24 protein-coding genes are annotated in these 24,440 nt (G+C 62.4%); 13 read left to right on the top strand and 11 right to left on the bottom strand.

The window, feature by feature from the left end:
• Nucleotides 1–10: 10 nt before the first annotated feature.
• Nucleotides 11–2,386: a phosphoenolpyruvate synthase gene (ppsA, locus tag J7E36_RS01370; RefSeq protein WP_214999140.1), complete on the bottom strand. Its 2,376-nt coding sequence runs from the start codon at nucleotides 2,384–2,386 to the stop codon at nucleotides 11–13.
• 175 nt (nucleotides 2,387–2,561) lie between these two features.
• Here ppsA and ppsR point away from each other — a divergent pair, with 175 nt between their 5' ends.
• Nucleotides 2,562–3,380, top strand: a complete 819-nt coding sequence (gene ppsR, locus J7E36_RS01365) for a posphoenolpyruvate synthetase regulatory kinase/phosphorylase PpsR (RefSeq protein ID WP_214999139.1) — start codon at nucleotides 2,562–2,564, stop codon at nucleotides 3,378–3,380.
• 174 nt (nucleotides 3,381–3,554) lie between these two features.
• Here the strand turns inward: ppsR and J7E36_RS01360 are convergent, their stop codons facing one another.
• Together J7E36_RS01360 and J7E36_RS01355 are read right to left on the bottom strand one after the other, a co-directional pair.
• Nucleotides 3,555–4,886: a sensor histidine kinase gene (locus J7E36_RS01360; RefSeq protein WP_214999138.1), complete on the bottom strand. Its 1,332-nt coding sequence runs from the start codon at nucleotides 4,884–4,886 to the stop codon at nucleotides 3,555–3,557.
• On the bottom strand, nucleotides 4,883–5,563 hold the full coding sequence (locus J7E36_RS01355) for a response regulator (protein WP_214999137.1): 681 nt from the start codon (nucleotides 5,561–5,563) through the stop codon (nucleotides 4,883–4,885). The genes J7E36_RS01360 and J7E36_RS01355 overlap by 4 nt, the downstream gene beginning before the upstream one ends.
• A gap of 179 nt (nucleotides 5,564–5,742) precedes the next feature.
• Here J7E36_RS01355 and dsbD point away from each other — a divergent pair, with 179 nt between their 5' ends.
• From dsbD to dsbG, 3 genes are read left to right on the top strand one after another with little or no spacing between them, the layout of a single operon-like run.
• Nucleotides 5,743–7,470 carry a protein-disulfide reductase DsbD gene (gene dsbD, locus J7E36_RS01350; RefSeq protein ID WP_214999136.1) on the top strand — a complete coding sequence of 576 codons (1,728 nt, stop codon included), beginning with the start codon at nucleotides 5,743–5,745 and terminating at the stop codon, nucleotides 7,468–7,470.
• A complete protein-coding gene (locus J7E36_RS01345; RefSeq protein ID WP_214999135.1) occupies nucleotides 7,470–8,339 on the top strand; it encodes a TlpA disulfide reductase family protein in 870 nt (289 codons plus the stop codon). The genes dsbD and J7E36_RS01345 overlap by 1 nt, the downstream gene beginning before the upstream one ends.
• On the top strand, nucleotides 8,315–9,082 hold the full coding sequence (gene dsbG / locus J7E36_RS01340; protein WP_214999134.1) for a thiol:disulfide interchange protein DsbG: 768 nt from the start codon (nucleotides 8,315–8,317) through the stop codon (nucleotides 9,080–9,082). The genes J7E36_RS01345 and dsbG overlap by 25 nt, the downstream gene beginning before the upstream one ends.
• A gap of 65 nt (nucleotides 9,083–9,147) precedes the next feature.
• On the opposite strand, the gene J7E36_RS01335 is transcribed toward dsbG, so the two are convergent.
• From J7E36_RS01335 to J7E36_RS01325, 3 genes are all read right to left on the bottom strand, one after another.
• A complete protein-coding gene (locus tag J7E36_RS01335) occupies nucleotides 9,148–9,954 on the bottom strand; it encodes an alpha/beta fold hydrolase (protein WP_214999132.1) in 807 nt (268 codons plus the stop codon).
• Between the two features lie 50 nt (nucleotides 9,955–10,004).
• Entirely contained in the window at nucleotides 10,005–10,781 is a 777-nt protein-coding gene (locus J7E36_RS01330) for a substrate-binding periplasmic protein (protein WP_214999130.1), read from the bottom strand.
• A 114-nt stretch (nucleotides 10,782–10,895) separates the two neighbouring features.
• Nucleotides 10,896–11,522 carry a TetR/AcrR family transcriptional regulator gene (locus tag J7E36_RS01325; RefSeq protein WP_214999128.1) on the bottom strand — a complete coding sequence of 209 codons (627 nt, stop codon included), beginning with the start codon at nucleotides 11,520–11,522 and terminating at the stop codon, nucleotides 10,896–10,898.
• A gap of 180 nt (nucleotides 11,523–11,702) precedes the next feature.
• Here J7E36_RS01325 and J7E36_RS01320 point away from each other — a divergent pair, with 180 nt between their 5' ends.
• The 3 genes from J7E36_RS01320 (at nucleotide 11,703) to J7E36_RS01310 (ending at nucleotide 14,839) form a co-directional block, all read left to right on the top strand.
• Nucleotides 11,703–13,493 (top strand): acyclic terpene utilization AtuA family protein, encoded by a 1,791-nt coding sequence (locus J7E36_RS01320; protein WP_214999126.1) that lies wholly within the window; start codon nucleotides 11,703–11,705, stop codon nucleotides 13,491–13,493.
• Between the two features lie 277 nt (nucleotides 13,494–13,770).
• Nucleotides 13,771–14,313, top strand: a complete 543-nt coding sequence (locus J7E36_RS01315; protein ID WP_214999124.1) for an exonuclease domain-containing protein — start codon at nucleotides 13,771–13,773, stop codon at nucleotides 14,311–14,313.
• 241 nt (nucleotides 14,314–14,554) lie between these two features.
• A complete protein-coding gene (locus J7E36_RS01310; protein WP_214999122.1) occupies nucleotides 14,555–14,839 on the top strand; it encodes a pyrimidine/purine nucleoside phosphorylase in 285 nt (94 codons plus the stop codon).
• A 63-nt stretch (nucleotides 14,840–14,902) separates the two neighbouring features.
• On the opposite strand, the gene J7E36_RS01305 is transcribed toward J7E36_RS01310, so the two are convergent.
• A complete protein-coding gene (locus J7E36_RS01305; RefSeq protein WP_214999120.1) occupies nucleotides 14,903–15,712 on the bottom strand; it encodes an MOSC domain-containing protein in 810 nt (269 codons plus the stop codon).
• A gap of 71 nt (nucleotides 15,713–15,783) precedes the next feature.
• The gene (locus J7E36_RS01300) at nucleotides 15,784–16,707 is read right to left on the bottom strand and encodes a chemotaxis protein CheV (RefSeq protein ID WP_214999118.1); all 924 of its coding nucleotides are present in this window, start codon (nucleotides 16,705–16,707) and stop codon (nucleotides 15,784–15,786) included.
• A 479-nt stretch (nucleotides 16,708–17,186) separates the two neighbouring features.
• Between J7E36_RS01300 and J7E36_RS01295 the strand changes: the two genes are divergently transcribed.
• The 3 genes from J7E36_RS01295 to J7E36_RS01285 all read left to right on the top strand — a co-directional run bounded on the left by J7E36_RS01295 (nucleotide 17,187) and on the right by J7E36_RS01285 (nucleotide 19,400).
• Nucleotides 17,187–17,657, top strand: a complete 471-nt coding sequence (locus J7E36_RS01295; protein ID WP_214999116.1) for a hypothetical protein — start codon at nucleotides 17,187–17,189, stop codon at nucleotides 17,655–17,657.
• Between the two features lie 193 nt (nucleotides 17,658–17,850).
• A complete protein-coding gene (locus J7E36_RS01290) occupies nucleotides 17,851–18,744 on the top strand; it encodes a sensor histidine kinase (RefSeq protein ID WP_214999114.1) in 894 nt (297 codons plus the stop codon).
• A complete protein-coding gene (locus tag J7E36_RS01285) occupies nucleotides 18,741–19,400 on the top strand; it encodes a response regulator (protein WP_214999112.1) in 660 nt (219 codons plus the stop codon). Before J7E36_RS01290 ends, J7E36_RS01285 begins: the two co-directional genes overlap by 4 nt.
• On the opposite strand, the gene yegS is transcribed toward J7E36_RS01285, so the two are convergent.
• Nucleotides 19,384–20,301 carry a lipid kinase YegS gene (gene yegS / locus J7E36_RS01280; RefSeq protein WP_214999110.1) on the bottom strand — a complete coding sequence of 306 codons (918 nt, stop codon included), beginning with the start codon at nucleotides 20,299–20,301 and terminating at the stop codon, nucleotides 19,384–19,386. The genes J7E36_RS01285 and yegS overlap by 17 nt on opposite strands.
• A 345-nt stretch (nucleotides 20,302–20,646) precedes the next feature.
• On the opposite strand from yegS, the gene J7E36_RS25165 reads away from it, so the two are divergent.
• Nucleotides 20,647–20,955 carry a hypothetical protein gene (locus J7E36_RS25165; RefSeq protein ID WP_231286405.1) on the top strand — a complete coding sequence of 103 codons (309 nt, stop codon included), beginning with the start codon at nucleotides 20,647–20,649 and terminating at the stop codon, nucleotides 20,953–20,955.
• Nucleotides 20,956–21,014: 59 nt separating this feature from the next.
• Here the strand turns inward: J7E36_RS25165 and J7E36_RS01270 are convergent, their stop codons facing one another.
• Both J7E36_RS01270 and moaB read right to left on the bottom strand, forming a co-directional pair.
• Nucleotides 21,015–22,202, bottom strand: a complete 1,188-nt coding sequence (locus tag J7E36_RS01270; protein ID WP_214999108.1) for a molybdopterin molybdotransferase MoeA — start codon at nucleotides 22,200–22,202, stop codon at nucleotides 21,015–21,017.
• Nucleotides 22,203–22,224: 22 nt separating this feature from the next.
• Nucleotides 22,225–22,764 (bottom strand): molybdenum cofactor biosynthesis protein B, encoded by a 540-nt coding sequence (gene moaB, locus J7E36_RS01265; RefSeq protein WP_214999106.1) that lies wholly within the window; start codon nucleotides 22,762–22,764, stop codon nucleotides 22,225–22,227.
• 78 nt (nucleotides 22,765–22,842) lie between these two features.
• Here moaB and mobA point away from each other — a divergent pair, with 78 nt between their 5' ends.
• On the top strand, nucleotides 22,843–23,442 hold the full coding sequence (gene mobA / locus J7E36_RS01260; RefSeq protein ID WP_214999104.1) for a molybdenum cofactor guanylyltransferase MobA: 600 nt from the start codon (nucleotides 22,843–22,845) through the stop codon (nucleotides 23,440–23,442).
• 75 nt (nucleotides 23,443–23,517) lie between these two features.
• On the top strand, nucleotides 23,518–23,739 hold the full coding sequence (locus tag J7E36_RS01255) for a YgdI/YgdR family lipoprotein (protein ID WP_214999102.1): 222 nt from the start codon (nucleotides 23,518–23,520) through the stop codon (nucleotides 23,737–23,739).
• The last annotated feature ends 701 nt before the right edge of the window (nucleotides 23,740–24,440 follow it).

Here is a 24,440-nt window from a genome sequence, read left to right as displayed (position 1 = left end):
CTCCATTCAATCAGGCCGCGCCTTGCCCCTCAGCCAGGAAGAACCAGGTCTCCAGCACGGAGTCCGGGTTCAGCGAAACGCTTTCGATACCCTGTTCCATCAGCCACTTGGCCAGGTCCGGGTGGTCCGAAGGGCCCTGGCCGCAGATGCCGATGTACTTGCCGGCCTTGTTACAGGCGGCAATGGCGTTGGCCAGCAGCTTCTTGACCGCCGGGTTCCGCTCATCGAACAGGTGCGCGATGATCCCGGAGTCGCGGTCCAGGCCCAGGGTCAGCTGGGTCAGGTCGTTGGAGCCGATGGAGAAACCGTCGAAGAATTCGAGGAACTCTTCCGCCAGGATCGCGTTGGACGGCAGTTCGCACATCATGATCACGCGCAGGCCGTTCTCGCCACGGGCCAGGCCGTTTTCCGCCAGCAGGTCGACCACCTGGCTCGCTTCGCCGAGGGTACGGACGAACGGCACCATGATCTCGACGTTGCTCAGGCCCATCTCGTTGCGCACGCGCTTGAGGGCGCGGCATTCGAGCTCGAAGCAGTCCCGGAACGATTCGCTGATGTAACGCGAGGCGCCACGGAAACCCAGCATCGGGTTTTCTTCTTCCGGTTCGTAGAGCTTGCCGCCGATCAGGTTCGCGTATTCGTTGGACTTGAAGTCCGACAGGCGCACGATGACCTTTTTCGGCCAGAACGCCGCCGCCAGGGTGCTGATGCCTTCCACCAGCTTCTCGACGTAGAAGCCGACCGGATCGTCGTAACCGGCAATGCGCTTGTCGACGCTGTCCTTGATCTCCGCCGGCAAACCGTCGTAGTTGAGCAGCGCCTTGGGGTGCACGCCGATCATGCGGTTGATGATGAACTCCAGGCGGGCCAGGCCCACACCGGCGTTCGGCAGCTGCGCGAAGTCGAAGGCACGGTCCGGGTTGCCGACGTTCATCATGATCTTGAACGGCAGCTCCGGCATGGCGTCCACGGAGTTCTTCTTGATGTCGAAGCCCAGCTCACCTTCGAAGATGTAGCCGGTATCGCCCTCGGCGCAGGAAACGGTCACGCCCTGGCCGTCCTTGAGCAGTTGGGTGGCGTTGCCGCAACCGACAACGGCCGGGATACCCAGCTCACGGGCGATGATCGCCGCGTGGCAGGTGCGCCCGCCACGGTTGGTGACGATGGCGCTGGCGCGTTTCATCACCGGTTCCCAATCCGGGTCGGTCATGTCCGAGACCAGCACGTCGCCGGGCTGGACCTTGTCCATCTCCGAGACGTCCTTGATGATCCGCACCTTGCCGGCGCCGATGCGCTGGCCGATGGCACGGCCTTCCACCAGCACGGTGCCGGTTTCCTTGAGCAGGTAGCGCTCCATGACGTTGGCCTGGGTGCGGCTCTTCACGGTTTCCGGACGGGCCTGCACGATGTACAACTTGCCGTCGTCACCGTCCTTGGCCCATTCGATGTCCATCGGGCACTTGTAGTGCTGCTCGATGATCATCGCCTGCTTGGCCAGCTCGCTGACTTCGGCGTCGCTCAGGCAGAAACGCGCGCGCTCGGCCTTGTCCACGTCGACGGTCTTGACCGAACGACCGGCCTTGGCCTCGTCGCCGTAGATCATCTTGATGGCCTTGCTGCCCAGGTTGCGGCGCAGGATCGCCGGACGACCGGCCTGCAACGTACCTTTATGGACGTAGAACTCATCCGGGTTCACCGCGCCTTGTACGACGGTTTCACCCAGGCCGTAGGCGCCGGTGATGAACACCACGTCACGGAAACCCGACTCGGTGTCGAGGGTGAACATCACGCCGGCGGTGCCGGTCTCGGAACGGACCATGCGTTGCACGCCGGCGGACAGGGCGACCAGCTTGTGGTCGAAGCCTTGGTGCACGCGGTAGGAAATGGCACGGTCATTGAAGAGGGAAGCGAAAACTTCCTTGGCGGCGCGGATGACGTTTTCCACGCCCCGGATGTTCAGGAAGGTTTCCTGCTGGCCGGCAAAGGAGGCATCCGGCAGGTCTTCGGCGGTGGCCGAGGAACGTACGGCGACGGCGATGTCGGGGTTGCCTTCGGAGAGCTTGGCGAACGCGGTGCGGATTTCGGCGTTCAGTTTCTCGGGGAACTCGGCTTCCATGATCCATTGGCGGATCTGGGCGCCGGTCCTGGCCAGGGCATTGACGTCATCGACGTCCAGGGCATCGAGCGCGTCATGGATCTGCTGGTTCAGGCCGCTCAGTTCCAGGAAATCACGATAAGCCTGGGCTGTCGTGGCGAAGCCACCTGGCACCGATACGCCGGCACCGGCGAGGTTACTGATCATCTCGCCCAGGGATGCGTTCTTGCCCCCCACGTGCTCCACATCATGGACGCCGAGCTTATCGAGGGAAACTACGTACTCTACCAAGGTGATCTCTCCACTGACTGTGTTGGAAAAGCTCAAGGCACCGACAGCTCCAGGGGAGCGATTGCCGGCGATATGGCCTGGACCTGGAAAATAAGTGAGAATGCTGGCCATTGGCGGCCGGCAAATCGCGCCTATCATATCCAAGAATCGTTGTTAGCTTAAGGCCCAGGCGCAAATGAAACGATCTGCTTTCTTTATCTCCGACGGCACCGGCATCACGGCCGAAACGCTAGGTCAAAGCCTGTTGGCGCAATTCGAAAACATTACCTTCACCAAGTTGACACGCCCGTACATCGACAGCGTCGACAAGGCGCGGGCCATGGTACAACAAATCAATAAAGCCGCCGAAACCGACGGCTTCCGCCCGATCATCTTCGATACCATCGTCAATCAGGACATCCGTGAGATTCTCGCAACGTCCAATGGTTTCATGATCGACATTTTTTCGACCTTCCTGGCGCCCCTGGAGCAGGAACTGAGCGAACACTCCTCGTACTCGGTCGGCAAGTCCCATTCCATCGGGCACAACTCCAACTACATGGAGCGGATCGAGGCGGTCAACTTCGCGCTGGACAACGATGACGGCGCGCGCACGCATTATTACGACAAGGCCGACCTGATCCTAGTGGGTGTGTCGCGTTGTGGTAAGACACCGACGTGTCTGTACATGGCGATGCAATTCGGCATCCGCGCGGCCAACTACCCGCTGACCGAAGAAGACATGGAGCGCCTGCAACTGCCCGGCGCCCTGCGCGCCCACCAGCACAAGCTGTTCGGCCTGACCATCGACCCGGACCGCCTCACCGCGATTCGCAACGAGCGCAAGCCCAACAGCCGCTACTCGAGCTACGCCCAGTGCGAATTCGAAGTGCGCGAGGTGGAGAATCTGTTCCGGCGGGAGAACATTCCCCATATCAACTCCACGCATTTTTCCGTGGAAGAGATATCGGCGAAGATCCTGGTGGAGAAAGGGGTGGAGCGGCGGTTCAAGTAACCGCAAGCACACGACAAACCCTGTGGAGCGGGCTTGCTCGCGAAGACGGCCATACAGTCAACATCTCCGTTGATTGATACACCGCTATCGCGAGCAAGCTCGCTCCCACAATGGATCGGTGCAAGGCCGTAAGAGACGGGGTGGCTGGCGTTGCGCCCAGCGGTTATCACTGGGTTAATCGGGCAGCGCTTGCACCGGCATCGTCAACTCGACCCGCAGCCCGTCCGCGCGGCTGTCGAAATGCAGGCCGCAGCCGCAACGCTGAACGATGGCCTGGACGATCGCCAAGCCCAATCCGCAGCCCGTACTCTGGCCGTTGCGCCAGAAGCGCTGGGTCAGGTGCTGGATATCGTCGGCGGCAATACCGGGGCCGTGATCGCGGACCTGGAAGCGCACGCGCTGGCCGATCATCTCCAGGTTCAGCTCCACGTCGGTGTCGTCCGGGGTGTGGCGCAAGGCGTTATCCAACAGGTTGCGCACGGCGGCAATGGAGAGCACGGCCGGCATCTGCACCGGTGCCGCGGACAGCCCCGGGGACAGTTGCAGCTTGATCCGCCGCGAATCGCTGCTGGCCGCGTCCTGGATCGCCAGCCGTGCCACCTGCTCGGCGTTGCACTGCACGCCATCGTCGAACGACAGGCTGCCTTCGACCCGCGCCAGCAACAGCAACTGCTCAAGGGTGCGATGCAGGCGGTCGGCGCCCTCCTCGGCCCGGGCCAGGGACTGGTCGCGGGCGGCGCCTTCGGTCATGCGTGCCACTTGCAGGTGAGTCTTGATGGCGGTCAGCGGGCTGCGCAGCTCGTGGGCAGCGTCGCCGGTCAGCCGTCGCTCGCGCTCGATGGTCTTGCCGATGCGCTGGAACAGCTGGTTCTGGGTTTCCAGCAACGGCCGCAGTTCACTGGGCAGCGGGTGGATCTGCAAGGGTTCGAGGGAATCGGCACTGCGCCGCATCAGCGCATCACGCATGCGATTGAGCGGCGCCAGGCCCTGGCCGATGCCCAGCCACAACAGGCACAGGCAGCCGAGCAGCGCCACGCCCACCGGCACCGACGCCGCCAGCAGGATCGACATATTCAAGGCTTCCCGTTCGATCTGGCGGTCGGCGGTGGTAATGCGCACATCGCCCCGGGCCAGGGTGAAGCTGCGCCAGGGCGCGCCGTCGATCATCTGGTCGTGGAAACCCATTTTCTCGGCTTCCAGGGCCTGTTCCGGGGTGCCGTGGCTGCGGGCCAGGATCTCGCCGCGCAAGGAGCTGACCTGACAGGCCATGCCGCCGGGAATGCTCAATTGTTCAGCGCTGAAATGCGTGCCGTCGCCCTTGCTTGGCAGTGGCGGCAATTGCTCCAGCAGGCCGGCGACCATCCGCGCCGACGCCACCAGGCGCTGGTCGAGGGAAAACATCATCTGATTGCGCAGGTCGCTGAGCATCCACGCCGCCGCCAGGGCCCAGATCAGGGTAAAGGCGGCGCCAAGGGTCAGGCTCAGGCGCAAGCGCAGGCTCATCACTTGGAAGACTCTCCGCCGTCGGCCGGGCCCAGGCGATAACCCAGCCCGCGGACGGTCTCGACGATCCCGTTGCCCAGCTTGCGCCGCAGGTGATGGATATGGACGTTGAGGGCATTGCTTTCCAGTTCGTCGTTGAAGCCGTAGACGCTGTCCTTGAGTTGCTCGGTGGACAGCACCCGGCCCCGGCTGTGCAACAGTGCCTGCAGCAACGACTGCTCGCGCCGGGACAGGTCCACCGGCTGGCCGTCCAAGGCAGTTTCCCGACTGCTCGGGTCGTACGTCAGCCGGCCATGCTCGATCAGGTTGACGCTGCGCCCCGCCACGCGCCGCAGCAAGGTGTGCAGGCGCGCCGCGAGCTCGCGCAGGTCGAAAGGCTTGAGCAGATAGTCATCGGCGCCGGCCTGCAAGCCATCGACCCGGTCGGTCACCGAGTCCCGCGCGGTAAGGATCAGCACCGGGATCTCCAGGCCTTGCTGGCGCAATTGCTTGAGCAGCTTGAGGCCGTCCTCGTCGGGCAGCCCCAGGTCCAGGACCATGACGTCGAATTGGGCGACGCCGACCATCGCCCGCGCCGCCGAAGCCGTGGCGACGTGCTCGACGGTCAGGCCTTGGGCCGTGAGACCGGCGACGATCCCGCTGGCGATCAATTCGTCGTCTTCGCAGACCAGTACGTGCATGGTAAGCCCCGTGGAAAAAGGTACATTAGGCCGCCGGCCGATTAAGCCGACATTATGCGACGAGTACGGCCAACATGGGCGATCATTCCTGCCCGGGTGCCGGTTGCCGCCGGGTTAATCGACGGTTAATCGCCAGCCGCCACTGTGCTTTCCACTTGTTTCGTTCTAAGGCTTTCTTCATGCGTCGATTGTTTTTGCTGTGGCTGCTGCTGATTTCGGGCCTGGCCCAGGCCGCCAATCCCTTCGAAACCAAACCTGATTTCCTGCCGGTGGAAAAGGCTTTCGTGTTCACCTCCGAACGCCTGGACTCCGGAGAAACCCAGCTGTTCTGGCAGATCGCCGATGGCTACTACCTGTATCAGCAGCGGCTCAAGTTCGACGGCCTCGCCGAGGCGCAGAAGCCCAGGCTGCCGGAGGGTGAGGCTCACAGCGACGAGTTCTTCGGCGACCAGCAAGTCTATCGCCAGGCGCTGGAGCTGAAGATCCCGGCCGGTGCCACCGGCCAGATCAAGGTCGGTTTCCAGGGCTGCGCCGATGCGGGCCTGTGCTACCCGCCCCAGACCCGGATCGTCGACCTGGGCGCCGCCGCTCCTGCCGCGGCCAATAACCAGGCACCGGACCAGGCCCTGGCCAGCGACCTGCAACAGCGGGCGCTGGGCTGGAGCCTGCTGGTGTTCTTCGGCCTCGGGCTGCTGTTGGCCTTTACTCCATGCTCGCTGCCAATGCTGCCGATCCTCGCGGGACTGGTGGTGGGCAGCGGCGCCGGCCCCAAGCGTGGCCTGGCACTGGCCGGCAGCTACGTGCTCAGCATGGCCCTGGTGTACGCCGCCATGGGCGTAGTGGCCGCGCTGTTGGGCGCCAATCTCCAGGCGCTGCTGCAACAACCGTGGTTGTTGGGCACTTTTGCGGCAGTCTTCGTGCTGCTGGCGCTGCCGATGTTTGGTTTCTTCGAATTGCAGTTGCCGGCGGCCCTGCGCGACCGCCTGGAAAACGCCGGCCGTCAGCGCCGCGGTGGCAGCCTGGTGGGTGCCGGCGTCCTCGGAGCGCTGTCCGGCCTGCTGGTCGGGCCGTGCATGACCGCCCCGCTGGCCGGCGCCCTGTTGTACATCGCCCAGAGCGGCAATGCGCTGCACGGCGGGTTGATCCTGTTCGCCATGGGCCTGGGCATTGGCTTGCCGCTGTTGCTGCTGGTGACCGTGGGCAATCGCTTCCTGCCCAAGCCCGGTGCCTGGATGAACCTGCTCAAGGGCCTGTTCGGCTTCCTGTTCCTGGGCACCGCCTTGCTGATGATTCGCCCGGTGATCGATGGTTCGCTGTGGGTCGGCCTGTGGGGCGTACTGCTGTTGATTGCCGCCTACAGCGCCTGGCGCCAGACCGAAGGCTTCGGCCGCATGGCCTACGCCTGCGGCAGCGCGTCATTGCTGTTCGGCCTGTGGGGCAGCGTGCTGCTGGTGGGCGCGGCCGGTGGTAGCGATGACGTCTTCCAGCCCTTGAAGGTCTACACCGGTGCCCAGGGCAGCACCACCGCCAGCGCCCACGACGCTTTCGTCACGATCAACGAGCCTGCCGCCCTGCAACGGGAACTGGACGCGGCCAAAGCCCAGGGCCAATGGGTGCTGCTGGACTACTACGCTGACTGGTGCGTGTCCTGCAAGATCATGGAAAAACAGGTGTTCGGCCGCATCGAGGTCCAGGATGCCTTGAAAGACGTACGCCTGCTGCGCCTCGACGTCACCGCCGACAACGCCGCCAGCCGCCAACTGTTGGGCCGTTATCAGGTGCCGGGACCGCCAAGCCTGCTGTGGATCGGCGCCGACGGTGAAGAGCGCCGCAGCCAGCGGATCACTGGCGAAGTCGATGCCAAGGCGTTCCTCGAGCGCTGGACCAGTACCCGGGACGCGCGCTGATGCTGACCTTCACCCTGGGCACCTTTGCCATCGCCCTCAACCACTTGTTGCTGATCAGCGCCCTGGCGCTGGCGACGTTCGTGGGTTGGCGAATAGCCAAGCGCGGTGGCGAAAACCCCGAGTCGGTGTTGTTCGTGCTGTTCATCGTGGGGCTTCTGGCCGCACGTATCAGTTTTGTCGTCGCCTACTGGGGCCATTATCAACACGACGCCTGGCAGATCGTCGACCTGCGCGACGGCGGCTTCCTCGCCTGGCCGGGCATCGTCGCCCTGTTGATCGGCGCGTTGCTGTGGACCCGACGGCGCCCGGCCCTGCGTCGACCACTGGGCTTCGGTGTCGGCAGTGGCCTGCTGTTCTGGCTGGTGGCGACGATGTCGCTGACGATCTATGAGCAAGGCACCCGGCTGCCGGACATCGACCTGCGTGACGCCAGCGGCAAGACCGTGAAACTCACCGACTATCAGGGCGGGCCGCTGGTGATCAATCTCTGGGCCACCTGGTGCCCGCCCTGCCGACGGGAAATGCCGGTATTGGAAGAAGCGCAACAGCATCGCCCGGACCTGACGTTCCTGTTCGTCAACCAGGCCGAAAGCATGCAAAGCGTCAGCACTTACCTCGCCACCCAGGGCCTGAGCCTGGACAACGTGTTGTTCGACGGCAGCGGTCGTCTCGGCCAGGCCGTGGGTTCCATGGCATTGCCAACGACGCTGTTCTACAGCGCCGACGGTCGCCTGCTGGGCAGCCACCTGGGCGAATTGTCGGAAGCGAGCCTGGCCCGCGCCCTGGAAAACTTTGAAACGCCGGGTTCGACCACGGCACCCCACCCCGTCACAAGGAAACCGCCATGCCCCGCCTCCGCCACCTGCTGACCCTGGGCTTCGCCGCCGCGCTGTTGCAGGCGCCGCTGCTCCAGGCCGAAGAGCTGCCTGCGGCCATCAAGAAGATCGAAGCCAAGGGCGCGAAGATCGTCGGCACCTTCGAGGCGCCGGACGGCCTGCGCGGTTACGCGGCGCAATACCAGAACCGTGGCATGGCGCTGTACCTGACGCCGGATGGCCAGCATGTGCTGCTGGGCAACCTGTACGACGCTGACGGCAAGGACTTGAGTGTAGAGCCGCTGCAAAAACTGGTTTATGCGCCGATGGCCAAGCAGATGTGGGCGAAGATGGAAGCCAGCCACTGGATCGCCGACGGCAGCAAGGATGCACCGCGCACCGTCTACCTGTTCAGTGACCCGAATTGCCCGTACTGCAACATGTTCTGGGAACAGGCACGGCCATGGGTCAAGGCCGGCAAGGTGCAACTGCGCCACATCATGGTGGGCATCATCCGCGACGACAGCCCGGGAAAGACCGCTGCGTTGCTGGCAGCCAAGGACCCGGAGAAGGCCCTGGAAACCCACGAGAAGTCCGGCAAGAGCAGCGCCCTCAAGCCCCTCAAGGACATCCCGCCGGCCATCCAGGCCAAAATCGACGCCAACCAGCAATTGATGGACGAACTGGAACTGACCGCAACCCCGGCGATTTTCTACCTGGATGACAAAGGCGAGCTGCAACAGCAGCAAGGCGCGCCATCGCCGGACAAGCTGGTGAAGATTCTCGGGCCGAAGTAGCGCCAACGGCACCGCAGCGCTGCCATCGCGAGCAGGCNNGCGAGCCTGCTCGCGATGGCAATGGGTCAGCTACTCAGAAACGCCAGTAACGCCTCGGTCACGAACCCCGGGTTTTCCAGGTTGGAGATGTGTCCCGCCTGCGGAATCAGCACATGGCGGCAACCAATCAGCTCGGCCATCTCCAGCGCCTCGGCCGGCGGACGCGGTTTGTCCTGGTCGCCACACATCACCAAAGTGCACTGGGCGTCCAGCTCAGGCAGGCGTGGGAGGATGTCGTCCCGACCAAAAATAATCCGCCCCAGCGGCACGATACTGCTGCGCAGGCGATCCGCCGGCAGCGCAGCGAGCGTAGCGCGGAACGCTTGGTAGAGCGCTGACTGAGGATCGATACCGGGCCGGAAGAAGATCGGCACAATGATATCCAGCAACGGTTCGGGGATGCTGCCGCTGGTTTCGATCTTGTCGAACAGCGAGAAATAATACTGCCGGGTCGACTCGGGCTCGACGCCCACGTAAGTGTCCATCAGCACCAGCGACTTGATCCGCGTGGGCGCCGCCAGTGCCAGGCGAGCCCCCCACATCCCGCCCACCGACAGCCCCACCAGGTGGACGTCGTCGATGCTCAGATAATCCAGCAGTTCCATCATCTGACGGGCCAGATCGTCTAGCGAACGCATGCCCCCAGGTATCGGCCCGGACTGGCCATGGCCCCACAAATCCGGAGCGATCACCCTGTATTGCCGGGACAACGCCTCGATCTGCGGCGCCCACATGCTGTGGTCCCACAGATAACTGCTGCCCAGCAGCACCACCGGGCCGTGGCCTTGGTCCAGGTAATGAAGCGGTCGTCCGTCAAGGGATGCAAAAGGCATGGATGACCTCCTTGTTCGAATAGGGAAGGAAGGGAATTCAATGCGCCCTTTCAATGGGCATGCGCGGGTACCAGCTCGATCTGGTAGGGCTTGAAGATCTTCAGCAACTGACCGTTGTCGCGCAGTGTCTGCAGCATCTGTGCGAATGCGTCGCTGGTAATGGGCGCCTGTGGCCGGATCAGGGCGTAATGGTGGTAAACCTGGTCGATACGCTCGGACACCAGCAACTGTGGACCCACCTCCGGGTTGCGCAACACATAATCGTTGAGATACGAACGGGTCACCAAGGCGATGTCGGCACGACCTCGCAGCACCATCAGCAGGTTGCTGTCGTGGGAATACGTCAGTGTGGCGTTGTATTGGCCGGCGAGAAACTTGGGATCGGCGTTGAATTCGGCGAAGGCATAGTGGTAGCCGCTGAACAGGGCCAGGCGCTTGCCCCGCAGATCGGCGAAATAGCTCTGCTGACGATCCGGCTGGTGCTGGGCGACGAAGACTTCGGCATCTTCCAGGCCCATGTCGACGGCCGTGTGTGGCACGTCCTGCCAGCCCCAGTCGGGGTTCTCGAAAATCGCCATGTCGACCCGGCCCTGCTTGAAGTCATTGAAGCGGCGCGGAATCGACGTCGGGACCAGGACGAACTGATACACAGCCTGGGATTGATTCAACGCCTCCACCATTTGCGGCAGCAAGCCGGTGTCGGCGCCGTTCTCGGGGCGAACGGTATAGGGCGGAAAGTGCGCCGCCCCGATCCGCACCAGTTGTGCAGCCGAGACAGGCTGCACAAGGAAGGTGGCCAGGGCAGCCAGCAGAACACGCGAAGTCATCCCCATCGGCGCAAACGTCAAGATCACCACTCCCCAAAAGTACCCGTCAATACAATGAAGCTAGGCGGTTTCAGCCGCTTAGCCAGCCATGCGGCCATTTAAAGCACCGCTTCATTATTGTTTTTCTTCAAGCACCAGGATCAGGGCTTGTTCGGCCAGCTCGCCGAGGCTCAGATTGCCTTCGGCGCGAAACCAGGTGGTGGTCCAGGACAAGGCCCCCGTGAGGAAACGCCGGGTGATGGACACATCCCCGCGAATATACCCGGCCTCCTTGGCCTGGCCCAGCACCTTGAGCCACAAGTTTTCATAAACATCGCGCAGGGCCAGCACTTGCCTCTGCCCTTCCTGGGACAGCGAGCGCCATTCATAGACCAGCACCGCCATCGCTTCACCGGTGCCGCCCATGATCGACTGCAATTCGCAGCGAATCAGCGCCAGCACCTGCTCACGGACGCTGCCCGCCTCGGCCAGGGCCGCACGCATCAACGCGGTGTTGTAGCGGATGGTCTCTTCCATCACCGCGCGGAGGATCTCGTCCTTGCTTTTGAAATGGTGAAAGATGCTGCCCGACTGAATGCCCACGGCGCTCGCCAGGTCGCGCACGGTGGTGCGCTCGAAGCCTTTGTTGCGGAACAGGTGGGCGGCGCTCTGGAGCAGTTTGCCGCGGGCGCTGTGCGGGTCGGTCAGTTGCCCGCTGTCGACCAGCTCATGCATCACGTCCAGGGCTCTTTGCTCGTCCACCCATTCTCTCCTACGGTCGATCAACCCATGCGCGGCCAGCACGCCCCATCAACAGGACTGCGCGGGCAATTTAAGCCGACCCAGGCCACCAAGCAAGCGCTTGGGCACAAGAACCCGCAGCCGTTTACAGACCGAGCGCTTGCTTGGTAGTCTCGAAACACGCTTGCCGGAGGGAACCTCATGCCAAGAACGATCCGTATCGGTTGCGCCAGCACCTTCTTGGGCGACATGTGCAACGCCGCCGCGCAACTGGTCGACGGTGGCGCGCTGGATTACCTGGTGTTCGACTACCTGGCGGAAATCACGATGTCGCGCCTGGCCGGGGGGCGCATGAAGGATCCACTGGGCGGCTATGCGACCGACTTCGTCGACGTGCTTGCGCCGCTGCTCCAGCGTTTGCACAGCGACCGGATCCGCGTCATCAGTAACGCTGGCGGGGTCAATCCCCAGGCCTGTGCCGCAGCGCTGCAAGCGGTTTGTGATCAAGCGGGCGTACCGTTGAAGATCGCCGTGTTGTCGGGCGATGACTTGCAACCGCAATTCGAACGGCTCGCCGGCCAAGGCATCCGCGAGATGTGCAGCGGCGAGCCGCTGCCGCCCGCCTGCCTGTCCACCCATGCCTACCTCGGCGCGCCCGGCATTGTCGAAGCCTTGCGCCTGGGTGCGGACATTGTGATTACCGGTCGGGTGGTGGACAGCGCCGTGGTCAGTGCCGCCCTGGTGCACGAGTTCGGCTGGGCCTGGCACGATTATGACAAACTGGCCCAGGCGGCGCTGGCCGGCCACCTCATCGAAGGCGGCGCCCAATGCACCGGCGGCAACTTCACCGATTGGCGCGAGGTGCCGGACTATGAGCACATCGGCTTTCCCATCGTCGAAGTCAGCGCCGACGGCCAGTTCATCGTCACCAAGGCCGAAGGCACCGGTGGGCTGGTCACGCCGCTGACCGTCGGCGAACAGTTGCTGTATGAGCTTGGCGACCCGCAAGGCTACCTGCTGCCGGACGTGATCTGCGACTTCAGCCAGGTCAGGTTGATCCAGCAAGGCAAGCACGCGGTGCGCATTCACGGCGCCCGGGGCTTGCCGCCCACCGACCAATACAAGGTCTGCGCCACCTGGCTGGACGGTTTTCGCTGCACCGCCACGTGCCTGATCGCCGGCATCGATGCAGTGGCCAAGGCCGAGCGGGTCAGCCAGGCGATCATTGCCAGGACCTCGCAGATGTTCAGTCAACGGCGCTGGGCCCCCTACAGCGAAGTGAACATCGAGTTGCTGGGTAGCGAAGCCACCTACGGTCAGCACGGCCAGCGCCAGGACAGCCGTGAAGTGGTGATCAAGCTGGCGGTACGGCACCCGGATAGACAGGCGCTGCGGCTGTTTTCCCGGGAAATCGCCTTGGCCGCCACCGGCATGACGCCAGGGATGACGGGGCTGGTCGGCGGTCGGCCGACGGTGTCGCCATTGATTCGTCTGTTCTCGTTCCTGATCGACAAAACCCACTGCCCGCTCAACATTGAATGGGAAGGTCAGCGGTATCCCTGCGCCCTGCCCGTTCCCGAAGCGTTGCAGACCACCGATTTGCCGGTCGCGCCAGACCTGCCCAAGCCCCAGGGCCGGGCCGATGCCAGCGTACAGCTGGTCAAGCTGGCGGTGGCGCGCTCCGGCGCCACGGGCAACCACAGCAACATCGGCGTGATCGCTCGTGAGCCCGAATACCTGCCGTGGATCGCCGAGGCGCTGACGCCGGAAGTGATGGTCGACTGGATGAGCCATGTGCTCGACCCGTTGCTGGGCCGGGTCGAACGCTGGTATCTGCCGGGCAGCCACAGCTTGAACTTCCTGCTGGAGAACGCCCTCGCCGGCGGCGGTGTCGCCAGCCTGCGCATCGACCCCCAGGGCAAAGCACTCGCCCAGCAGTTGCTGGAGATCCAGATACCGGTGCCGCAAAGCATCGCCGATCAAGTCGATTAAGCGTTCGCATCGAAAAGGAGACCGCGCATCGCTGGCGCCTTGACGGCAGCAACCGGTGGCTGCTCACCCGCCCCGGCGGCTTGTACTTGCAGGACCGACCCCAGGCGATCGTAATGCCCAAGGCCAGTGGCAACGCTACGGCGAGGAATGGCAACGCAGCCTGGCAAGCCCTGGCGCAGACGTTGAGTGCACGACTCAGTCACACAGGCCACTAGGCGGATGCGCCGGGTTTGACTACGCTCAAACCCATCAGCACGCCGACACCGGGAACCTTGCAATGCCTCACTGGCTGGTGATTGATCTGGAGGCCACCACCGATGAAGGTGGCTGGCCGGTAACCGAAATGGAAATTATCGAAATCGGCGCCACGCTGGTGAACCGTGACGGGCGTGAGGTCGATCATTTCCAGCGTTTCGTGCGTCCCCTGAGACGCCCGCTGCTCACGTCGTTCTGCCGCGAGCTGACGCACATCACCCAGGCCAACATCGACGGCGCGGCGCCCTTGACCGACGTCTGGCCCGCGTTCGAACGCTGGCTCGCGCCCTATCGCTCAAGTCTGGGAGGCTGGGTCAGTTGGGGCGACTACGACCGCAAGCAGCTGCTGCAGGAGTGGCAGCGCCAGCAACTGCACAGCGCACTTGGCCAGGTACCGCACATGAACCTCAAGCAACGTTTCGCCAAGGCCCGCCGCCTGGAACGACCCCTGGGCCTTAATGCCGCGCTGCAACTCGCCGGCCTGCAATTCTGCGGTCAACAGCACCGTGCGCTGGAAGATGCGCGCAACACGGCACGATTACTGCCGCTGGTGTTGCCGGGTTGAGTCCAGGCCAGTCACACCACCACACCTGTGGGAGCCGAGCTTGCTCGCGATGGGGCCGTGTCAGTCGACGACAACATCGGCTGGCCTACCGCAATCGCGAGCAAACTCGGCTCCCACAGGATATGGGTCGTTTGACGTTCAACGGGCCGGCATAAGTCTCGCCCCGCCCGGCAGATGACGAACGTTGAAGCCTTGTGCATACTGGCCGGCCTTTTCCAGCCCCTTTTTCGAGGAATGGCCCATGTTCAAAGTCAACGAGTACTTCGACGGTACCGTCAAGTCGATCGCTTTTGGCACTGCCGAAGGCCCTGCGACCATCGGCGTCATGGCTCCGGGCGAATACGAATTCGGCACGGCCCAGCGGGAGATCATGCACGTCGTCTCCGGCGCACTGACCGTGAAACTGCCCGATAGCACCGATTGGGAAACCTTTGAAGCCGGCAGTCAGTTCAACGTGCCAGCCAACAGCAAGTTCCAGCTCAAAGTGGCTGTCGACACCGCTTACCTGTGCGAATACCGCAGCTGAGTCCGGGTCGTAAATAAAAATGCCCGTGTCCAATGACACGGGCATTTTTATTAAGCGCAGTGTTTACTCAAGCACTTCAACCGACATGCCGACTTCAAGCCGGCCATTGCTGTCGTTGACCAGGTTCTGCCCGAACATCGCCCCGTCCGGGGTCGAGCGGTATTGCTGCAGGGTTGCGAAGGGTTCGCGGTTGGGGTCGCGCTCGCCGGTGTGCGGATCAAGCGTGGTCATGATGCAGCGCGCGCAGGGTTTGACCAATCGGAACTCCACGTCGCCAATACGAATACGCTTCCAGCCGTCTTCGGCGAACGCTTCACTGCCCTCGACCACCAGGTTGGGACGAAAGCGCAGCATTTCCAGCGAACGACCGACCCGCTTCGACAGGTCCTGCAGAGAAGCCTGGCCGATCAGCAGCAATGGGAAACCGTCCGCAAAGGCGACCTTGTCGTCATCCTTGCCGTAACCGGCTGCGGTCGTGCGCGCCAGCTCCACCGGCACATGCACCAGGCGCGTCGGATTGCCGATGAATTCGCTGACCCAGGCCGCCGCCTCGTCGCCGGCATCCGGCACCCGCAGCGTATCGCGCCAGATGATCACCCCGCGTCGTTGTTCCTCAAGCGTGGAAGGTAGTTGCACATCAATGGAGCCATGGCCCGGCGCACTGAGCGTCAGGCCGCCCGCCTCGTTCCACAAGGCCGAGAGCTGGCTCATCTGCGCCACGGCGCGCTGGGTCAGGAACCGCCCCGTGCCTTCATCCACCAGCATCCAGCGCCGGTCACCGTCCAGCCCGAGCCTGTCCAGGCCAACCCCTTGCAGAGGCTGGCCCTTGCCGGACTTCAACGGATAACGGTACAGCGCGCTCAGCCGCAACATGGTCAACTTCCCTGGAGGCGAAAAAGGGCCACCTTATACGAGCTGACCATCGAAGCAAACCACCATCAACCTCAACCCAGCATCAGGCGTTGGCGCACCACGTCAACCAGTTTGTCCGGCTGGAATTTGGAGAGGAAATTGTCGCAACCGACCTTCTTGACCATCGAATCGTTGAAGCTGCCGGACAACGAGGTGTGCAGCACCACATAAAGCCCACGCAGGCGCGGGTCGTTACGGATTTCGGTGGTCAGCCGGTAGCCATCCATTTCCGGCATCTCCGCGTCGGTGAAGATCATCAGCAGCTTGTCGGTCATCACCTCGCCGGTATCGGCCCAGGCCTTGAGCATGTTCAGGGCTTTCAGGCCGTCGCTGGCGATATGCATTTTCACGCCCAACTGGCCCAGGGTGTCGCGCAATTGCGAGAGCGCGACATTGGAGTCGTCCACCAGCAGCACTTCACGCCCGCGCGCGCGCTCCAGTACAGGGTCTTCGAGCTTGTCCCGGGAAACCTTGGCGTTGTACGGCACGATCTCGGCCAGGACCTTCTCCACGTCGATGATTTCCACCAACTGGTCGTCCACCTTGCTGATGGCGGTCAGGTAGTGCTCGCGGCCGGCGCTGGTCGGAGGCGGCAGGATGGCTTCCCAGTTCATGTTGACGATACGGTCGACGCCGCCCACCAGGAACGCCTGGACCGAACGGTTGTATTCGGTAACGATAATGGTGCTGTTCGGCCCCGGCACCAGCGGCCGCATGCCGATGGCCTGGGACAGGTCGATCACCGGCAGCGTCTGGCCCCGCAGATTGACCACACCGCAAACAAAGGGATGGCGCTGCGGCATCAGCGTCAGCTTCGGCAGTTGCAGCACTTCCTGGACCTTGAATACGTTGATCGCGAACAGCTGTCGGCCCGCCAGGCGAAACATGAGAATTTCCAGGCGATTCTCACCCACCAGCTGGGTTCGTTGATCTACTGTGTCGAGAATGCCGGCCATCGATGACTCCTGGGCTTGTTCGGATGAATCCAATAAATGGGATATCGGCTGCCTGCGCGGGATCTTGACCCTCATAAAATACAAGCGCGGAAGATTGATATCACATTAACATCATGCTTTACTGGCTTCCTGTTTTTTATCCGTTATTCCCCCCGCTGCGCGACCTCGGTTTGCGTACATTGTTCCCTATCTAAGGGATTCCCCTAGGCACAATCAGGCCTAACCTGATATTCCCGCTATTCAATAGCCATTAATGTGACGCCATTCTCATTGCTGAACGGAGTCAGGCTTTTGTGCGCGACCAAAGGACATCGGATCCTCAGCCTCTCGGTTGATCCCATCCGTACAACCGTTCGCGAGTTCGCCGCCGTTGAACGGCGCGGATATCTCGCCATGGATGCGTCTGTCGTCGACCTTGAGATCCAGCCGTTTGCCGTACGCGGTTTTCTTTCGCCTGACATGATGTTGTGGAGATAAGCATGCCGAACGATCGCAGCAACTGGAATGTGCGCCTTCCCGAACTCCTGATCGAGGCCGAGACGCTGCTGGCCAAATCGGAGGAGTGCCTGAGCCATTTGCAATTGATCAGCAATGACAAGGATGCGATCGACTGCATGCTCAGTACTTTGCTGAAACTGGCAGGCAAGGCCAATGTCCTGGCGCTGGAAGCCATTTCAGAGTTTTCGCTGCACATCCATGGTCTGCTCAGCCACGCGCAGAACCACATGGAACTGCATGATCAGGCCCTGGACGCCTTGAAGGACTGCTTCACCCTGATGGCCTGGCAATTGGAACTGGTCGATCCCACCACCGGCAAACTCGGCCTGGACCGCAGCGAACAGATCTCGCTGATCGAAGCCTTTGCGTTTCAGGTAGGCCAGAGCCCGTGCGAGACCTTGGCCGCCTCACGCCCACTGGCGCTGGTGACTTACTCTCGGAAACAGGCCTGATGTCAGCGTCGAGCGCTCAATGCCGGGCACGACCAACGCGGCATGAAGTGGTACTATCTCTTGCCTCAGTTGCTTCAAGAATGCGCCGAAAAGCGCCAACCGAAGCCACCTTCAACTGAAACGTTTACCCGACCCGGCCCGTCAGATGCGCTGACCGGCCTGCCCGCAGCGAACATCATTGGCTCCATCCGCTATGCACGCCAGCCTCAAGTCCCTCATTACCTGGCCTCCCTCCCGAGACAATGCCCGCCGCTTCACCTTATTGCTGTGCATCTGCTCGGCCCTCGGCTGCCTGCTGACCTACCTGTTTGCCCATGCGATGCCCCTGAGCGTGCTGGTCTTGAACATCGCGGCCATGACCTGTGTCTGGGTCCGTCATCGATTGTCGAGCAAATCCATCAAGTTCCAGCCTCAGGAACTGGCCGAGCGATTGCTGGAGGTCCAGGAAAACGAGCGCCATCGACTCAGCCGTGAATTGCACGACGACATCGGCCAACTGCTGACCGCCGCAAAACTGCAGAGCGAATGGCTCCAACGCCGAATGCCGGAAGAGTTGCAGGGCCAGTGCACGATACTCTGCGACACCCTGGGCGAAACCCTCGACAAGGTCCGCGATGTGTCAGCGATCCTCAACCCCAGGCAACTGGCGAGCCTTGGGCTCGAAGCCAGCCTGAGGGCGCATCTGCTCAAGACGCTGGCCAACGCCCCGCTGAAATGGAGCCTCGATTGCCAACAGCGCATGACGGGCATTCCGGAAGAAATGTCGGTCGCGGTGTTCCGGATTACCCAGGAAGCGGTCACCAACATCCTGCGCCATTCCCGCGCAACCAATCTGCTGGTGCGCCTGCAACGCCTGCCCGACGGCCTGACCCTGCAGATCAGCGACGATGGCCAGGGCTTCGCTCCAGCCGCTCATCCCGCTCGTGAAGGTCAACGCGGCATGGCGGGCATGTCGGAGCGGGTCGAACAACTGGGCGGCACGCTTAATGTCACCAGCGAGCCCGGCAACGGTACCTACATCGAAGCACGTTTTCCCTGGGCGCCTCGTGCCCTGGAACGAGCCAGCAAGAATAAGGTTATCCATTGATCTGTAATTTGCTTCTGGTCGATGACCATTCCCTGATCAGGGCCGGCGTACGCGCGTTGGTCATGGACATCCCCGGCTACGCGATCATCGGCGAAGCCAACGATGGCACGCAGTTGGTGGAGCTGGTGGAACAGTTGAACCCCGACATCGTGCTCCTGGACATCACCATGAAGAACACCGGTGGCCTGGAGGCCCTGCAGCAACTCAAGCAGGTACGCCCCCTCAGCAAGGTGCTGATCCTGTCCATGCACACGGATCCGACGCTGATCATGCAGGCGCTGGAGTCGGGCGCCCATGGCTATCTGCTCAAGGACACCACCGCCCACGAACTGAAACACGCTCTGGAGGCGCTGCGCAACGACGAACGCTACTTGAGCCCGGCTATCGCCCATACCGTGATCAACCAGGCGCTGACCCGCGTCCAGAAACATCAGCCCGCACCCGCCCAGACGCACAACCTGACAGCCCGCCAGCTGGAAATACTGCGACTGATCGTGCGCGGCAAATCCACCCGGGAAATCGCCAACGGCCTGAGTTTGAGCATCAAGACCGTGGAAACCCACCGCGCGCACATCATGAAACGCCTGCAGATCCATGACGTGGCCGGCCTTGTCCTGTTTGCGGTGCGCGAGCAAATCATCAGCCTGGACGATTGAGCGCCCTCGGGTCTCCCAGGAGCGGCGAACCGGATGGCAGGTGCACGCGAAGCGCCTTCGGGCGCACCGTGAAGCGCAGCGTGTCGACTTGCAACGGTTCGCCATCCAGATTGATATCCAGGCCCTGGGCGACCTTGATTTCCACCCACGGCAAACGGGCGCGCACGAACATGTTGTCGATGCCCAATCCGCCCGCCAGCAAGTCCTTCAACGTACCGACCACTTCCTGAGGTGCCGGCAGGACGCTGACGTCCAGCAACCCGTCATCGGCCAACGCCTCCGGGCACAACACATGCCCGCCTCCGGCCTGACGACCGTTGCCGATGCCCAGTGCCAGCAAGTCGCCTTGCCAGTGGAAATCCGGGCCTTGCAGCTCACCATAAGCGGCGCTCAGCTCACTGAATCGTGTCAGGCCGGTGAACAGGTAGGCGGCGCCCCCCAAGATTTTCTTGAGGTCTTCAGAGGTGTTCGCGGTCACCTGGCTGCCAAAGCCGCCGGTGGCCATGTTGAGAAAAATCCGGCCGCCCACTTCACCCAGGTCCACGGGCTGCGCTGCAACGTCCAATAGCTCCATGGCCTGCGCCGGTTCCAACGGGACTCCGGCCGCACGGGCAAAATCATTGGCGGTGCCCAGCGGCAGCAGCACCAGGCTGGCATCAGCCGAGTTGAGGGCGATCGCTTCGGCGATGTCGCGCAAGGTCCCGTCGCCGCCGCCGGCGATCAGTTGCGTATAACCGGCAGCCAGCGCCTCATCGACGCAGCGCCGAGCATCCCCGGCCTCCCAGGTCAATCGAACCGCCAGGTCCCAGCCCTGCTCGCGCTTGCGCATCACGGCCGCGCGAACCTCTTCGTTGAGCGCTTGCTTGCCATGCAGAATCAACAGCGCCTTGCCTTTGCTCATCGTTATCTCCGTCAATGGAAGGTTCAGGAAATGGGACCACTCATCGCACCGAAAAAGCCCGACCTGCCTCAATTTAGTAGAAAAATCACCTGGGACTGCCCAGGCAAAGCCAGCGATGGGACTTGCCCGAGCGGTATTCCCGCATTCAAGGAGTTTTCTTACAAGGTCTGGCGAATCAGCTCAATTGACCCTTCACCGGTATTGAGACAACTTGGCAGTCTGTTTTGCCAGACCGGTAAAACGCTCACCACACAAGGAAGTGCCAGTCCATGGATAGATATGTCACGGCCCGCAGGGGCCCGATCAATGGCTCTGAAAGTATTGGCCAAGGGGATGACCCATCCCATGCCTAGCCGCGAATACAAGCTGTCACCCGCTCAGCTCACGCCCTTTGGGAGCGGACGGGCCGACGCTCAAAACGACTGTAAGAAGTGCAGTCACCCCGCTGGAGGAATTGATTTGGAACCGCGCGTCGTTGAACTGGAAACCCACCTCAAATACATCCGCAAGGACATGGATGAGATTCGCACCGACGTAAAGGTGATCCGCCACCGACTGGCCTACTCGGCTGGCGCAGCGGGGGTAGTCCTTGGTCTGCTGGGCTGGGTGGCGAACAGTCGTTTCGATCAGTTGGTGTCGCTGCTCACGGGATAGAAACGACTCAGGTGAGGGCCCGGGCATCCGACCCGGGCCTCAGGACAGCTGTCATGGGCCTAGCCCAGGACTTCGCTCAGGGGAATAAAGCCCACTTCGTCACCCTCGACCAGTGTCTGCCCCTCGAGTACCTCGACCAGTCCATCAGCCCAGGCCGCGCTGCGCAGGACACCGGAGCTCTGATTCCGGTAAATGATCGCTCGGCCGCTCTCCATCCGGCCTCGCAAGTACTCCCGTCGGCTGCCAGCCTTTGGCCAGGCGAAACCGGCCGGCACCTTGAACTTGAGCGGCACCACCGACTGAACGCCCTGGCGCCTGAGCAGGTAAGGCCTTGCCAGCAGTGCGAACGTCACCAGGGTCGACGCCGGGTTTCCAGGCAAACCGATCACTGGCACGCCACGGTAATGCCCGAACGTCAGCGGCTTTCCAGGCTTGATGGCAAGCTTCCAGAGCGCCAACTCGCCGTCCTCACGCAGGGCGACACCCAGGAAGTCCGCCTCCCCTACTGACACGCCGCCGGTGGACAGGATCAGATCGACGTCCGACAACTGCGCCAGACGTTCGCGGGTTGCCGGCAAATCATCGGGCAGGATACCTGCGTCTACGACATCACAGCCCAGGCTCCCCAACCAACCACACAGCACCACGCGATTACTGTTATAGATCTGGCCGGGGCCCAGCGCCTGACCGGGCTCGACCAGCTCGTCACCAGTGGACAAGACCGCGACGCGAACCTTGCGCACCACTTCCAACGATGCGCATCCCAGGGAGGCCGCCAATCCCAGTTCAATCGGTCCCAGGCGCGTACCGGCGGCAAGGACCTGCTCTCCGGCGGTGGTTTCCTGCCCCTGGGGGCGAATGTTCTGCCCACTGACCATGGGCTCGGTGAACCGCACGCGCAGGTCGCCTTCAACCACGGCGTTTTCCTGCATTTCAACGCAATCCGCGCCAGCCGGGACCGGCGCCCCCGTGAAGATCCGCGCGCAGGTCCCGGCGGCCAGCGGTTCCGGCGCCTGTCCGGCAAACACCTGTTGGCTCACCATCAATGGCTCGCCCTTCCAGTCAGCCAACCGCAGGGCATAGCCGTCCATGGCGCTGTTGGGCCAGGGCGGCAAATCAAGGGTCGACACCAGGTCCTCGGCGAGGACCCGGCCCTGCGCGGCGGTCAAAGGCAAACGCTCACGCTGGACAATCGGTGTGGCCGACGCCATTTCGAGCAAACGCTCCAACGCCACCTCGACCGGCATCAAGGCTCCGGCCTTGCCTGGTTTACCCACGTGATTCACACGGCGCGGCCTGTTTCAAATGAGGTACGAAGTTACACGGCCGATGCCGTGCATCCAGTTGCTCTGCCAGGATCCCGTCCCAGCCGGTACGCACCGCGTTGGTGGAACCCGGCAGGCAGCACACCAGCGTGCCATTGGCCAGGCCAGCCAGCGCTCGCGACTGGACGGTGGAAGTGCCGATGTCCGCCACGGATATCTGCCGGAACAGCTCGCCGAAGCCATCGACCTGCTTGTCCAGCAGGCACGTCACGGCTTCCGGAGTGCTGTCACGCCCCGTGAAGCCGGTGCCACCGGTGATCAATACCACTTGCACCACGTCCTCGGCGATCCAGCTCGCGACTTGCGCGCGGATCTTGTACAAATCATCTTTGAGCAGGACCCGAGCCGCCAGGTTGTGGCCTGCCGCCGCGAGCCGATCGACGAAGACCTGCCCGGACGTATCGGTTTCCAGGGTACGGGTATCACTGACTGTCAGCACCGCGATATTGAGCGGCACGAAAGGTACATCAGCCTTGGCTTTCATAGGCTCGTCCAGTTGTAGGGGGAACAGGCCGGTGTTATATCACAGCGCTTCCTTTATTCGCCCGTGCGGAGACACACCATGACAAACACGCACCTGCCACCCTGTTCCATCCTGCTTCTGGCGGGCGGACGCGGCCAACGCATGGGCGGCCAGGACAAAGGCCTTCTGGAGTGGCAAGGCGAACCATTGATTGCCCACCTCCATCGCCAGACCCGGGCGATGAGCGATGACCTGATCATCTCTTGCAACCGCAACCCGGAACGCTACGCGTTCTACGCTGATCAATTGGTCCACGACGATGAAGGCGATTTCCCCGGTCCGCTGGCCGGCATCCGTGCAGGCCTCAAGGTGGCCCGCCATCCACAGTTGCTGGTGCTGCCGTGCGATGTACCGCGGATTGACGCCAGCCTGCTCGGCAGCATGCGCGAAACGGCCAGCCAGCACTCGGACAAACCGCTGATGGTGCGACACGGCGAGCATTGGGAACCGCTGCTGTGTGTCATTCCGCTGGCATTGGCCAGCGCTTTCGAGCAGGCCTGGCACGACGGTGAGCGCAGCCCCGGCAGGATCATGCGCATGCTACACGCCGTGGCGTTGCAATGCCCGGCGGACGACCCGCGGCTGGCGAATCTGAACACGCCGGAGTTACTGGCCCGGCACAAAGGCGTGTCAGATTGACACTAGCCAGGAACTTGCGCGCGCTGTATACGTCTGAAGGTCAGTAACTTGAAGAATCCATTTCGGAGAAACACCATGACTCAACGGACCCTCGCCACTCTCATGCTCGCTCTGGGCCTCGCTACCCTTGCCGGGTGCGCCTCGCCAACAGTGATCACGTTGAATGACGGTCGCGAAATCCAGGCCGTCGATACGCCAAAGTATGACGAAGAAAGCGGTTTCTATGAATTCGAGCAACTGGATGGCAAGCAGACTCGTGTGAACAAGGATCAGGTTCGTACCGTTAAGGATCTGTAATCGTTGACGTCGCTGCCTTTCGGGCTTTGATGTTGTTTGCTTGAGAAAAACAGTGCTTTCTTTTTTAAGGGAAAGCGCTGTTTTTTTTGGGGGGCGTGTGGTGTGTATGGTGTGTATATCCGTTGCTGCGGTAACGGCTGCTTAGGGTTCCGCCCTGACGGCGGCTCACTTTTGAACAGCCTGCGCGGCCCGGCGAAAAGTAAGCAAAACGCTCTTGCCCCACCACTCGGTGCCTCGCCGAGGCTCGGCATGCCCTCACTCCGGCATTGCTCCGTGGGCCCGCCGAGGCGGCCTTATAGCCGACCTGTCTCTTCCTGCTGTACCCGGCCCCACTGTGGGAGCGAGCCTGCTCGCGAAGACGGCCTTACAGCCAACCTGACTCTCCCGGCCCCTGCTCGCGATGGCAGAGGGTCAGCTTGCATCAATATTGAATGTGCCGGCGTATTCGCGAGCAAGCTTTGCTCCCACAGATTTGCCCATACAGATTTGCTACAACAGTTCAGACTACAAAGACCTGACGGGTGTACGACCGCAAGAGCCAGGTCGGCTGTCAGGCCGCCTCGGCGAGTTGTTGATCTGGGGCGCCCCATTAACCACGCTGGCCGAACGCAGGTATTGCGCAGTGGGCAATAAAAGCGGAACAGTAAGTGGCCGTTACCCTGGCAACGGATATACACCCTATACACCGTCACCACTGCAAG

This window comes from Pseudomonas fluorescens (assembly GCF_018614775.1).
Taxonomy (GTDB): domain Bacteria; phylum Pseudomonadota; class Gammaproteobacteria; order Pseudomonadales; family Pseudomonadaceae; genus Aquipseudomonas; species Aquipseudomonas fluorescens_BY.
This window is presented reverse-complemented; position numbering and strand designations above follow the sequence as displayed.